Below are 12,480 nucleotides of genomic sequence, written 5' to 3'. Positions count from 1 at the left end.
TGGAGTGACGAACGAGACATGGATACCACCTGCCCGACCTGCAGCTGCGCCGCGAAGCACCCGGCCCACGCCGTGCTGGCGGCGCTGGGCGATGGCGACATGGACGCCGCGCTGACCCTGGGCCTGCTCGACGCCGCACCCTGCCCGTCCTGCGCGTCCGCCTGCAGCGCGCGGTTGACCGAAGCGCGCGACGCGCGGCGCTTCGCGCTGGCCGCGCGGCAGCGCCACCGCGCCCGCGCCGAACGGCTGGCGCGGATCAAGACCGAACGCGACGCCGCGCGTCGCACCACCGTTGTGACAACGGCGCAGCAGGCCACACCCGCGCTGCCCGCGGCCGCCGCCGATGCGCTGGCGCGGGCGCTGGCGAAAGCCAAGGCACGCCACGCATGAACGCAACGCCCAAGCCGCGCGCCGCGCGCGGCAGCAAGCTCGCGCCCGCCGAAATCACCGAGCTGTTCACCCGCCTGCGCGCGGGCGACCCGCACCCCACCACCGAGCTGGAATACACCACCCCCTTCGAGCTGCTGGTGGCGGTGGTGCTGTCGGCGCAGGCCACCGACGTCGGGGTCAACAAGGCCACGCGCCGGCTGTATCCGGCCGCCAACACGCCCGCCGCCATCCTGGCGCTGGGCGAAGAAGGCCTGAAGGGTTACATCAACACCATCGGCCTGTTCAATGCGAAGGCGGCCAACGTGATCGCGCTGTGCCGGCTGCTGCTGGAACGCCACGGCGGCGAGGTGCCGCGCACGCGCGAGGCGCTGGAAGCCCTGCCCGGCGTGGGCCGCAAGACCGCCAACGTGGTGCTCAACACCGCGTTCGGCGAGCCCACCATCGCGGTGGACACGCACATCTTCCGCGTCTCCAACCGCACCGGGCTGGCGCCGGGCAGGGATGTGCGCACGGTCGAGGACAAGCTGGTGCGACTGGTGCCGGCCGAGTTCGCGCGCGATGCGCACCACTGGCTGATCCTGCACGGGCGCTATGTCTGCAAGGCGCGCAAGCCGGACTGCGCGCGCTGCGTGCTCCACGACCTGTGCCGCTGGCCGGACAAGGGCCCGTCGGCGCAGCCCGCTGCGCCCTGAAGAACACGGCGGGACGTCGACGACCCGAAGCCGCGCCGGAAGATGGCGCCCGCCGGTGACTGCCACAAAACACGACGCCCCGCGGATGCGGGGCGTCGTTTGCTGCATGCCGGAAGCGGCGATCAGAACGCGAACTGCGTGCGCAGCGCGATCTGGCCCGGCTCGTCGCCGGTCTTGTCGTTCTTGCCCTTGGTGTAGTTCAGCATCACCCGCATGTTCGGGTTGATGTAGTAGTTCAGGCCGATCAGCGCCGAGGTGGTCTTCATGTCGGTGATGTCCTTGTTCTCCATCACGTCATAGCGTGCGGTGAGCTCCCACAGGCCGGACTCGCCGACCTTGGGCGAGCCGAACACGCCGGTGGCGCCCTTGTACGCCTTCAGGCCACCGTTGAGCATGAAGCTGCCCTGCACGTAGTAGGCGTCCACGTCCTGCGAGGTGCCGTTGGCCTGGCCGTAGCTGGCGCGCGCGTACTCCGACTGCAGGAACAGCGGGCCGTTGCGGAACGCGGCTTCCAGCCCGAAGGTGTCGATCTGCGAATCGTTGCCGCCCACGCCGGCGGTGGTGGTGGCCATGGTCTGCGACGGGCCGCGGCGGCCGGCGTAGTGCGAAACGGCCGAGATATTGGGGGTGCCCTTGTTGAGGTTCTCGTGGCTGTACGAACCGCCCAGGTGCAGGGTGGTGGTGCCCGTGTCGATCGGCGACCAGGTGCCGCGCGCGGAGAAGCCCAGGCCCTCGGTGCGGGCGGTCGGCGCACTGCGCATGTTGAACGCGCTGACGCCGAAGGTGTAGCTGTCGCCGGCGCGCAGGTAGCCCACGCCCTGCTGGAACTGGCGGCCGCTGTAGATGCCGGTGGCGGAGGTGCTGGGACGCTCCATCATCAGGATCTCGTTGGAGCTGGTCAGCTCTTCCATCGAGCGGTACGGCTTGAAGTGGCCGATGGTGAGCTTGCCGCCCATCATGTTGCGGGCGATGTACATGTCGCGGATGCCGTCCAGGTTGGTGCCGGCGGAGAAGTCCTGCTCCATCTTGTATTCCCAGCCGTAGGCCTTGCCGGACAGGGTCAGGCGGGCGCGGCGGAATTCGGTGGTGTCGGTGGTCGCCGCCACGTCCTTGTCGAAGCTGTAGGCGTCGAAGTGGATGCGGCCGCCCAGCGACGCCTCGAAGTTCTTGTCGGCCGAGGTCACCTTCAGGCCACCCTTGGTCTCCACCTTCACGCTGTTGTTGGTGAGGTTGTCGAGCTGGGTGGCGGTATCGACGTTGACGTCGGACTGCGCATCGTTGCGCTCTTCCAGGTTCTGGATCTGGGCCTGCAGCGCGGCGATCTGCGCCTTCAGCTCGGCGATGTCCTGGGCGCTCGGCGCGCTCTGCGCGGCGGCGTTGAAAGTGACGGTGCCGGCGATCAGGGCGATCGCGACGGCCAGACGGGTGGGACGCATGTGGGAACTCCGTTGGGAATGAAAGCTGTCTGGTGGGCAGCGCGCGGGTCTCCGCCTCGCGTCACCTGCAGCACGCATTTGACCCGCGATCGATTGCAGTTTTATTTCCCTTGCGCGTTTTTCTTCACGCGGCCCGCATTCGCGTGGCGGCGCGGCCGCCGCGCCGTCGTCACGCGACCGTCATGGAACTGACCCACTGGCGTCACGCAAGCGCGATGGAATGCGCCACGAACCGGGTATCGCCCCGTCGCATCCGCTCATCAGGAGTTCTTCGTGTCCAAGTCCTTCAAGTTCCGCATCGCCGCGCTCGCGCTGGCAACCAGTCTCTCTGCCGTCCTGTCCGCCAGCGCCTTCGCTTCCGACGTCACCGGCGCCGGCGCGTCCTTCGTCTATCCGGCGATGTCCAAGTGGTCGTCCGACTACAAGGCCGCGACCGGCAAGGAAGTGAACTACCAGTCGATCGGCTCCGGCGGCGGCATTGCCCAGATCAAGGCCGGCACCGTGGACTTCGGCTCCTCCGACAAGCCGCTGCCGCCGGCCGAGCTGTCGCGCTCGGGCCTGGCGCAGTTCCCGTCGGTGATCGGCGGCATCGTGCCGGCGTTCAACCTGCCCGGCATCGCCGCCGGGGCGATGAAGCTGGACCCGGACGTGCTGGCTGACATTTTCCTCGGCAAGATCAAGATGTGGAACGACCCGCGCATCGTCGCCAGCAACCGCGGCCTGACCCTGCCGGCGCAGAAGATCACCGTGGTACACCGCTCCGATGGTTCCGGCACCACCTTCAACTTCACAAACTACCTGTCCAAGGTCAGCCCGTCGTGGAAGACCGAGGTCGGCGAAGGCACCGCGGTGAAGTGGCCGGTCGGCATCGGCGGCAAGGGCAACGAGGGCGTGTCCGCCTACGTCAAGCAGATCCGCGGCAGCATCGGCTACGTCGAGCTGGCCTACGCGGTCCAGAACAAGGTTGCCTATTCGCGCCTGAAGAACGCCGCCGGCAACTACGTCAACCCGAGCGACGACACCTTCGCCGAAGCCGCCGCCAGCGCCGACTGGAAGTCGACCAAGGACTTCTTCCTGATCGTCACCAACGCCCCCGGCCAGAACGCCTGGCCGATCACCGCCACCAACTTCATGCTGGTGCACAAGAACAGCAAGCCGGGCACCAAGGCTGCGCTGGAGTTCTTCCGCTGGGTCTATGCCAACGGCGACGCGTCCGCCGCTTCGCTGGGCTACGTCCCGCTCCCCGACTCGCTGGTCCAGCAGATCGACACCTACTGGACCCAGAACGTCAAATAAGCCGCATTCCGCATACCCCCTGTTGCGGGCCTTCGGGCCCGCTTTTTTTGTTTGCCGGGATGATGACAAAACGCCTCTCGCCGTCATCGGTTTGTCACAAAAACATCGTTTGATGTGCGCATCCAGTTTTCCGCATGGAGATAGCCATGTTCCGCTCCGCCTTCCATCTCGCCGCTCTCTGCCTGTGCCTGGCGACGGGCTTGGCTGCCTGCTCGGGCGGCAGCGACCGCGCGTCCGCCGGCAACCAGACCACCGAGCCGACCGCCGACGTGGTTACCGGCGCCGGCGCCAGCTTCGTCTATCCGTTGTTCTCGAAGTGGTCGTCGGACTACGCCAGGCTGAACGGCAAGCGCATCAACTACCAGTCCATCGGCTCCGGCGGCGGCATCGCCCAGATCAAGGCCGGCACCGTCGACTTCGGTTCCTCCGACAAGCCGCTGCCGACCGAGGAACTGGTCAAGGACGGGCTGATGCAGTTTCCGTCGGTGATCGGCGGGGTGGTGCCGGTGGTCAACCTGCCCGGCATCGCGGCCGGCAAGCTGCGCCTGACCGGCGCGCTGCTGGCCGACATCTACCTCGGCAAGATCACGATGTGGAATGACGCCGCGATTGCCGCCGCCAACCCCGGCGTCGCCTTGCCGGCCGAACGGATCAACGTGGTGCGCCGCTCCGACGGTTCCGGCACCACCTTCAACTTCACCAACTACCTCTCCAAGGCCAGCGCGGACTGGAAGGCGCAGGTCGGCGAAGGCACCACCGTCAACTGGATCGCCACCAGCGTGGGCGGCAAGGGCAACGAGGGCGTGGCCTCCTACGTCAAGCAGCTGGAGGGCGCGATCGGCTACGTCGAGCTGTCCTACGCGCTGCAGAACAGGATGGCCTACACCGCGATGCGCAATGCCGCCGGCAACTGGGTGCAGCCCGGCGCGGCCAGCTTCGCCGCAGCGGCCGCCAGCGCCGACTGGAAGAACGCGCGCGACTTCGCGCTGGTCATCACCGACGCGCCGGGCGCCGATGCATGGCCGATCGCCGCCACCAACTTCATCCTGATGCGTCGCCAGCCGCGCGACGCCGCCAGCGCCGATGCCGCACGCGAGTTCTTCCGCTGGGCCTGGACCAACGGCGGCGCGCAGGCGTCGGCGCTGGATTACGTACCGTTGCCGCCGGAGCTGGTGCGCCAGATCGAGGCGTACTGGGCCGGGCAACCGGGCTGACCCCGGCGCTGGCAGGTCCTTCCGCCCCCAACCGATGCCCGCCCCGCGGGCATGACGAGCAGACCGAATGAGTGCCACCACCACCGACCGTCCGATCGCCAGCCACCGCGACGCCGCCGATGCGCGCCACGACCGCTGGTTCCGCTGGCTGCTGACCGCCACCGCGGTGTTCGTCCTCGTCACCCTGGCCGGCGCCGCGCTGTCGATGCTTTGGGGCGGCCGCAGCGTGCTCGCGCACGAAGGCCTGGGCTTTTTCTTCTCCACCGACTGGAATCCGGTGGAGGACAAGTACGGCGCGCTGGTGCCGATCTACGGCACCCTGGTCACCGCGCTGATCGCGATGCTGATCGCGGTGCCGGTGAGCTTCGGCATCGCCTTCTTCCTCACCGAGGTGGCGCCGCGCTGGCTGCGCACGCCGGTGGGCACCGCCATCGAACTGCTGGCCGGCATTCCCTCGATCATCTACGGCATGTGGGGCTTCTTCGTGCTGATGCCGGTGATGCGCGAGCATCTGATCCCGTGGATGGACGCGCACCTGGGGCCACTGCCGGTGATCGGCCCGCTGTTCCAGGGCCCGCCGATCGGCGCCGGCATGCTGACCTCCGGGCTGGTGCTGTCGATCATGGTGATTCCGTTCATCTCCTCGACCATGCGCGAGGTGTTCCTGACCGTGCCGGCGCGGCTGAAGGAATCGGCCTACGCGCTCGGCGCGACCAAGTGGGAGGTGAGCTGGGACATCGTCCTGCCCTACACCCGCTCGGCGGTGATCGGCGGCGTGTTCCTCGGCCTTGGCCGCGCGCTCGGCGAAACCATGGCGGTGGCCTTCGTGATCGGCAACAGCGTGTCGTTCACGGCGTCGCTGCTGGAGCCCTCGACCACCATCGCCGCGCTGATCGCCAACGACTTCGGCGAGGCCACCGAAACCTATCGCGCCGCGCTGCTGCTGCTGGGCTTCGTGCTGTTCATCGTCACCTTCATCGTGCTGGCTCTGGCCCGGCTGATGCTGCTCAACCTCGAACGCAAGGAGGGCAACCGGTGAACGCCCCGTCCGCTTCGCTTTACCGTCGCCGCCGGATCAAGAACGCCGTCGCCATCGGCCTGGCCTGTGTGGCCGCGGTGTTCGGACTGGCCTTCCTCGGCTGGATCCTGTGGACCCTGCTGGCCAAAGGCCTGGCGCACCTGAACCTGGCGCTGTTCACCCAGGACCAGCCGCCGCCGATGGAAGCCGGCGGCCTGCGCAACGCCATCGTCGGCAGCCTGCTGATGTGCGGCATGGGCGTGGCCATCGGCACCCCGCTGGGCATCGCCGCCGGCACCTGGCTGGCGGAGGTCGGCGGTCACCGCAAGCTCGGCACCGCTGTGCGCTTCGTCAACGACATCCTGCTGTCGGCACCCTCCATCGTGCTGGGTCTGTTCGTGTACGCGGCCTTCGTGATGAACACCGGCGGCAACTTCTCGGCTCTCGCCGGCGCGCTGTCGCTGGCCTTCATCGTGCTGCCGGTGGTGGTGCGCACCACCGACGAGATGCTGCGGCTGGTGCCGGTGCAGATGCGCGAAGCCGCGCTGTCGCTGGGCGTGCCGCAGTGGAAGGTGACCCTGCAGGTGCTCTACCGCAGCGCCCTGCCCGGCATCGTCACCGGCGTGCTGCTGGCACTGGCGCGGATCAGCGGCGAGACCGCGCCGCTGCTGTTCACCGCGTTCGGCAACGAATTCTTCAGCCTCGACATCGGCGGCGCGATCAGCGCGGTGCCGCTGACCATGTACAAGTTCGCCGGCTCCGGCTTCGAGAACTGGGAGCAGCTGGCCTGGGCCGGCGCGCTGCTGGTCACCCTGTTCGTGCTGACCACCAGCCTGCTGGCCCGCTTCATCCTCCTGCGCAAGCGCGCTGCCCATGACTGACCTCCGGACCATTCCGATGACCTACGCCCACGCTGCCGCGCAAACGCCGCACGATGCCGTCCTGCCCCAATCGCCGCCGGTGAAGCTGTCCGCCCGCGGGCTGAACTTCTGGTACGACAAGTCGCTGGCGGTGAGGAACATCGACCTCGACGTCCCCGAGAAGCGAGTGACCGCGCTGATCGGCCCTTCCGGCTGCGGCAAGTCGACCCTGCTGCGGGTATTCAACCGCATCTACGCGCTCTATCCCAAGCTGCGCGCCGAAGGCGAGGTGCTGCTGGACGGGGAGAACATCCTCGATCCGAAGTACCCGATGAACCGCCTGCGCAGCCGGGTGGGCATGGTGTTCCAGAAGCCGGTGCCGTTCCCGATGACCATCCACGAGAACGTGGCCTACGGCATCCGCCACCACGAGCGCCTGAGCAAGGCCGAGCTGGACGTGCGCGTCGAGCAGGCGCTGCGCCAAGCGGCGCTGTGGGACGAGGTCAAGGACAAGCTGAAGGAAAGCGGGCTGGGCCTGTCCGGCGGCCAGCAGCAGCGCCTGTGCATCGCCCGCGCGGTGGCGCTCAAGCCCGACGTGCTGCTGCTGGACGAGCCGACCTCGGCGCTGGACCCGATCTCCACCGGCCGCATCGAGCAGCTGGTGGAGGAACTCAAGCAGGAGTTCACCATCATGATCGTCACCCACAACATGCAGCAGGCCGCGCGCGTGTCCGACTACACCGCGTTCATGTACCTGGGCGACCTGGTCGAGCACGGCGCGACTTCGCAGATTTTCTCCAACCCGGCCAAGCAGCAGACCGAGGACTACATCACCGGTCGCTTCGGCTGACCACGGCCGATCCACGCACACGCGACGACCCCTCGCCCCCCTTGCGGGGCACTTCCCCGGACATCGGGCGGAAGGAGCAAAAGATGAACGAGCAATACAACCACATCGTCAAGAGCTTAGACGACGAACAGCGCGCGCTCCAGGGCGAGCTGATCCGCATGGGCCTGATGGCCGCCGCCCAGCTGGAGGCCGCGCTGGACGTGGTGGAACGCCGCGACGACGGCGCCGCCGAGCGCGTGATCGCCAACGACGAAGCGATCGATACGCTGGAACAGCAGGTCAACCACGACGTGATCCGCCTGATCCAGCGCGGCCCGCTGGCCACCGACCTGCGCCTGATCCTGGCCGCGTTGCGGGTGGCCTCGGACATCGAGCGGATCGGCGACTACGCCGCCAACATCGCCAAGCGCTCGCTGGTGCTGAACCAGTTGCCGCCGCTGCCGCTCACCCGCGGCCTGGGCACGCTGGGGCGGATAGCGGTGCAGCAGGTGCGCGACGTGCTGGAGGCCTACCGCGAACGCGACGGCGAGGCCGCACTGCGCGTGCGCGCCCGCGACGCCGAGCTGGACACCCTCTACACCGGGCTGTTCCGCGAGCTGCTGACCTACATGATGGAAGACGCGCGCGCGATCACCGCCTGCACCCACCTGCTGTTCATGGCCAAGAACATCGAGCGGATCGGCGACCACGCCACCAACATCGCCGAGAACGCCTGGTTCCTGATCCACGGCGAAGAGCTGCTGCCGCAGCGCGACAAGCGCGACGACAGCAACACCACCGCCGTCTGAACCGCCCGGAACAACGCGGGCCGGTGACTGGCCGCCCCGTGCCGCAAGCGGTAGCATCGGCCCACCATCAGGCGCTATCGCGCAAGGAGTCGACCATGTCGCAGTCCCGTAACCCCCTGGCGCTGGTGCTTGGCGCCGCCGTCGCCACCGGCGCGCTCGCCGGCCCGCTGTTCTCGATGGACGCGATGGCGCACGGCTACCTGCAGGATCCGCCGAAGGCCGCCGCCGCCGAGGGCAAGTGCGGTGAAGGCAAGTGCGGCGCCGGCATGATGGGCACCGACAAGCCCGCCAAGGCCAAGCACGAAGGCAGCTGCGGCATGGCGCAGAAGGACACCGACAAGGACGGGCGCATTTCACGCGCCGAGTTCGCCGCCGCCCACGGCGGCAAGGACACGATGTTCCCGAAGATCGACACCGACGGCGACGGCTTCATCAGCCAGGCCGAAATGGATGCGCACCACGCCGCCATGAACAAGGACGGCAAGGCCGCCGGCGAAGGCAAGTGCGGGGAAGGCAAATGCGGCGAGGGCAAGTGCGGCGGCAGCATGTGAGCCGTGGTTGACGCCCTGCCCCCGCGCGGCGCCGGCCTTGGCCTGCGCCGCGCGCTGCTGGACGAATTGATCGGGGCGCCTGCGGGCGCCTTCGATTTTCTGGAATGCGCGCCGGACAACTGGATCGGCGTCGGCGGCGCGCTCGGCGAGCAGCTGGAAACGCTGACGGCGCGGCACCCACTGAGCTGCCACGGCCTGTCGCTGTCGCTGGGCGGGCCGGACCCGCTGGATCACGCGTTCCTGCGCCAGACCCGCGATTTCCTCGACCGTCATCAAGTGGCGCTGTACAGCGAGCACCTGAGCTACTGCGCAGCAAACGGCCACCTCTACGACCTGCTGCCACTGCCGTTCACCGAGGAAGCGGTGGTGCACGTCGCCGCGCGCATCCGCCAGGCGCAGGACGCGCTGGGCCGGCGGATCGCGGTGGAGAACGTCAGCTACTACGCCGCGCCGTTCCGGCAGCTCGCCGAAATCGACTTCATCAATGCGGTGCTGGCGGAGGCCGACTGCGACCTGCTGCTGGACGTCAACAACGTCTACGTCAACGCGATCAACCACGGCTACGACGCCCGCGCCTTCATCAATGCGATGCCAGCGGCGCGCATCGCCAGCTACCACGTTGCCGGTCACTTCGACGAGGCCGACGACCTCAAGATCGACACCCACGGCACCGCGGTGAAGGACGAGGTGTGGGCGCTGCTCGGCTTCGCCTACGCCAGCCACGGCGTGCGCCCCACCCTGCTGGAGCGCGACTTCAACTTCCCGCCGCTGCCGGTGCTGGTGGACGAGGTGGCGCGCATCCGCGCGCTGCAGGCGGCAGCGCCATGAGCGGGCTGCACGCGCAACTGCACGCGCTGGCCGCGCACGTGCGCGATCCGGCCACGCACCCCGGCCCGCCCGGCATCGAAGACCGGCGGCTGGCGGTCTATCGCGAGCTGGTGGCCAGCAACCTCGACGGCCTGCTGGCCGGCACCTTCCCGGTGATCCGCCGGACCCTGGGCGATGTGGAGTGGCAGGCGCTGCTGCGCCGCTTCCTTGCCGGGCATCGCAGCGAAACCCCGCTGTTCACCCGGCTGGGGCTGGAGTTCATCGCCTTCCTCGAGGCCGCGGAAGATCCCGCGCGGCCCTGGCTGGCCGATCTGGCGCACTACGAATGGGCCGAGCTGGGCCTGCAGCTCAGCGATGCGGAAACGCCGCCGCACGATCCCGAAGGCGATCTGCTGGACGGCGTGCCGCTGCTGTCGCCATTGGCGTGGCCGCTGGCCTACCGTTGGCCGGTGCACCGGCTCGGCCCGGACTGCCAGCCCACCGAACCACCGCCCGCCCCCACGCTGGTGCTGCTGCGCCGCGATCCCGGCGGCCGCGTCCATTTCTCGATGCTGTCGCCGCTGCTGTATCGCTTGTTGGCGCTGGCCGGCGCCAACGACGGGCGCAGCGGTCGCGCGCTGCTGCGCCAGCTGGCCGAGGAAGCCAGCCATCCGGACTTCGACGCATTCCTCGGCGAAGCGTTGCCGATGCTGCAACGGCTGCGCGCCGATGGCGTGCTGGTGGGCACCGCGCCTGCCGCGTGCTGAAAGCGACGTGGGCCACCGCGCCGCTCTGCTAGGCTTTGCCGATGACCGATACGCAAGATGCACCCGCCTTCGCGGCGATGGCCGAGCGCTTCCGCGGCTACCTGCCGGTGGTGGTGGACGTGGAAACCGGCGGCTTCGACTGGAACAAGCACGCCCTGCTGGAGATCGCGGCAATCCCGATCGAATTGGATGCGGCCGGCAACTACGTGCCGGGCGAAGTCGCGCACGCGCACATCGCCCCCGCGCCCGGCACCAGCATCGACCCGAAGTCACTGGAAGTCACCGGCATCAAGATCGGCCACCCGCTGCGCGGCGAGGTGGACGAGCGCAGCGGGCTGGATGCGATCTTCGCGCCGGTACGCGCCGCGGTGAAGAAGCACGGCTGCCAGCGCGCCATCCTGGTGGGCCACAACGCCCACTTCGACCTCAATTTCGTCAACGCCGCGGTGGCGCGGGTGCAGCACAAGCGCAACCCGTTCCACCCGTTCAGCGTGTTCGACACTGTGACGATGGCCGGCCTGGCCTACGGCCAGACCGTGCTGGCGCGCGCGGCGATGGCTGCCGGGCTTGGCTGGGATCCCAGCCAGGCGCATTCGGCGGTATACGACACCGAGCAGACTGCGAAGCTGTTCTGTGCGATTGCCAACAGCTGGCTTCGTTCTGCCCCGTCGCCGAACGCCGTACCCGCAGCGGCTGGGGACACGCCGTAAATACGTCCATGTAGGCTAATCGGCGCCATCCATGGCGCCGATTGTCCCTGGGCTCGCTGCAGGCACGCCGCCCGGCGACTCATTGCGCCTCGGGACGCTTCGCCCTGAGCGTGCGCACGATCCCGTACGCGCTGATCGCCATCCACACGGCTTCCAGCACGAACACCGACACGTTGAACTTGCCCAGCAGCGACACCAGCACGCCGCCGGAGCCGAACAGATTCAACAGCTGATAGACGATGCCGGTGCCGGACAGCTTCCCGGCCTGCAGCAGGAAAAACGCCACCAGCACCGCCAGTGTCCCGGCGATGCCCACCCAGTCGTACCACATCAGGTTCAACGCCATCACGCGCTCCTTTGCCGCACGGCTTCGAACAGCGCCACGCCGCTGGCCACCGACACGTTGAGGCTTTCGAAACCGCCCGGCATCGGGATCTTCACCAGCCCGTCGCAGTTTTCGCGGGTCAGCCGGCGCAGCCCTTCGCCCTCGCTGCCCATCACCAATGCCACGTTACCCTTCAGGTCGGTGGCGTACAGCGAGGCGTCGGCTTCGCCAGCCAGCCCGTAGATCCACACGCCGGCCTTCTGCAGGTCGCGCAGGGTGCGCGAGAGGTTGGTCACGCTGAAGATCGGCAGGGTGTCCGCCGCGCCGGCCGAGGTCTTGCGCACGGTGGCGTTGACCTGCACCGCCTTGTCCTTCGGGAACACCACCGCCGTGGCGCCCGCCGCGGCGGCGCTGCGCAGGCAGGCGCCGAGGTTGTGCGGGTCCTGCACGCCGTCCAGCACCAGCAGCAGCGCGCGGCCTTCGGCGGCTTCGATCAATGCCGGCAACTCGTGCTCGTCCCAGGTCTTGGCCGCGGCGTAGCGTGCCGCCGCGCCCTGGTGGCGCACGCCGCCGGCCACGCCATCCAGCGCCTGCTGGGCGACCCGGCGCACGTCGATGTCCTTGCGCCGCGCCTGCTGCTCGATCTCGATGATGCGCGGGTTCTTGCCGCCGGCTTCCAGCAGCACTTCGCGGACGTGTTCGGCGTCGTGCTCCAGCGCAGAGGCCACCGCGTTGATGCCGACGATCCATTGGGAGGGTTTGCTCATGCGGCTATT

At 68.5% G+C, this 12,480-nt stretch carries 15 protein-coding genes; 12 read left to right on the top strand and 3 right to left on the bottom strand.

Annotated features, from left to right (window positions below):
- Positions 1-18 precede the first annotated feature (18 nt).
- Together G582_RS18620 and nth are read left to right on the top strand one after the other, a co-directional pair.
- A complete protein-coding gene (locus tag G582_RS18620) occupies positions 19-390 on the top strand; it encodes a hypothetical protein (RefSeq protein ID WP_343122286.1) in 372 nt (123 codons plus the stop codon).
- A complete protein-coding gene (gene nth / locus G582_RS0110045; RefSeq protein WP_028839727.1) occupies positions 387-1,082 on the top strand; it encodes an endonuclease III in 696 nt (231 codons plus the stop codon). The genes G582_RS18620 and nth overlap by 4 nt, the downstream gene beginning before the upstream one ends.
- Positions 1,083-1,204: 122 nt before the next feature.
- Here nth and G582_RS16220 read toward each other — a convergent pair whose 3' ends face one another.
- Positions 1,205-2,518, bottom strand: a complete 1,314-nt coding sequence (locus G582_RS16220) for a porin (RefSeq protein ID WP_051247116.1) — start codon at positions 2,516-2,518, stop codon at positions 1,205-1,207.
- 273 nt (positions 2,519-2,791) lie between these two features.
- Between G582_RS16220 and pstS (G582_RS0110035) the strand changes: the two genes are divergently transcribed.
- The 10 genes from pstS (G582_RS0110035) to rnt all read left to right on the top strand — a co-directional run bounded on the left by pstS (G582_RS0110035) (position 2,792) and on the right by rnt (position 11,379).
- On the top strand, positions 2,792-3,814 hold the full coding sequence (pstS, locus tag G582_RS0110035; protein WP_028839726.1) for a phosphate ABC transporter substrate-binding protein PstS: 1,023 nt from the start codon (positions 2,792-2,794) through the stop codon (positions 3,812-3,814).
- A 146-nt stretch (positions 3,815-3,960) separates the two neighbouring features.
- Positions 3,961-5,028 carry a phosphate ABC transporter substrate-binding protein PstS gene (gene pstS, locus G582_RS0110030; protein WP_028839725.1) on the top strand — a complete coding sequence of 356 codons (1,068 nt, stop codon included), beginning with the start codon at positions 3,961-3,963 and terminating at the stop codon, positions 5,026-5,028.
- Between the two features lie 67 nt (positions 5,029-5,095).
- Entirely contained in the window at positions 5,096-6,067 is a 972-nt protein-coding gene (gene pstC / locus G582_RS0110025; protein WP_028839724.1) for a phosphate ABC transporter permease subunit PstC, read from the top strand.
- Positions 6,064-6,927, top strand: coding sequence for a phosphate ABC transporter permease PstA (pstA, locus tag G582_RS0110020; RefSeq protein ID WP_028839723.1), 864 nt, complete (start codon positions 6,064-6,066; stop codon positions 6,925-6,927). The genes pstC and pstA overlap by 4 nt, the downstream gene beginning before the upstream one ends.
- Positions 6,928-6,943: 16 nt before the next feature.
- A complete protein-coding gene (gene pstB / locus G582_RS0110015) occupies positions 6,944-7,756 on the top strand; it encodes a phosphate ABC transporter ATP-binding protein PstB (protein WP_028839722.1) in 813 nt (270 codons plus the stop codon).
- An 83-nt stretch (positions 7,757-7,839) separates the two neighbouring features.
- On the top strand, positions 7,840-8,544 hold the full coding sequence (gene phoU / locus G582_RS0110010) for a phosphate signaling complex protein PhoU (RefSeq protein WP_028839721.1): 705 nt from the start codon (positions 7,840-7,842) through the stop codon (positions 8,542-8,544).
- A 95-nt stretch (positions 8,545-8,639) separates the two neighbouring features.
- Positions 8,640-9,095: an EF-hand domain-containing protein gene (locus G582_RS16215; RefSeq protein ID WP_051247114.1), complete on the top strand. Its 456-nt coding sequence runs from the start codon at positions 8,640-8,642 to the stop codon at positions 9,093-9,095.
- A gap of 3 nt (positions 9,096-9,098) precedes the next feature.
- Positions 9,099-9,923, top strand: a complete 825-nt coding sequence (locus tag G582_RS0110000; RefSeq protein WP_028839720.1) for an HvfB family MNIO-type RiPP peptide maturase — start codon at positions 9,099-9,101, stop codon at positions 9,921-9,923.
- Positions 9,920-10,669, top strand: coding sequence for an HvfC family RiPP maturation protein (locus G582_RS0109995; RefSeq protein ID WP_028839719.1), 750 nt, complete (start codon positions 9,920-9,922; stop codon positions 10,667-10,669). Before G582_RS0110000 ends, G582_RS0109995 begins: the two co-directional genes overlap by 4 nt.
- A gap of 41 nt (positions 10,670-10,710) precedes the next feature.
- The gene (gene rnt, locus G582_RS0109990; protein WP_051247113.1) at positions 10,711-11,379 is read left to right on the top strand and encodes a ribonuclease T; all 669 of its coding nucleotides are present in this window, start codon (positions 10,711-10,713) and stop codon (positions 11,377-11,379) included.
- A gap of 79 nt (positions 11,380-11,458) precedes the next feature.
- Here the strand turns inward: rnt and G582_RS0109985 are convergent, their stop codons facing one another.
- Both G582_RS0109985 and rlmB read right to left on the bottom strand, forming a co-directional pair.
- The gene (locus G582_RS0109985; RefSeq protein WP_028839717.1) at positions 11,459-11,725 is read right to left on the bottom strand and encodes a CBU_0592 family membrane protein; all 267 of its coding nucleotides are present in this window, start codon (positions 11,723-11,725) and stop codon (positions 11,459-11,461) included.
- The gene (gene rlmB / locus G582_RS0109980) at positions 11,725-12,471 is read right to left on the bottom strand and encodes a 23S rRNA (guanosine(2251)-2'-O)-methyltransferase RlmB (protein WP_028839716.1); all 747 of its coding nucleotides are present in this window, start codon (positions 12,469-12,471) and stop codon (positions 11,725-11,727) included. Before rlmB ends, G582_RS0109985 begins: the two co-directional genes overlap by 1 nt.
- Positions 12,472-12,480: the final 9 nt, after the last annotated feature.

This window comes from Thermomonas fusca DSM 15424 (assembly GCF_000423885.1).
Taxonomy (GTDB): domain Bacteria; phylum Pseudomonadota; class Gammaproteobacteria; order Xanthomonadales; family Xanthomonadaceae; genus Thermomonas; species Thermomonas fusca.
Note: the sequence above shows the minus strand (reverse complement) of the source record. Positions and strands in the feature narration are given on the sequence as shown.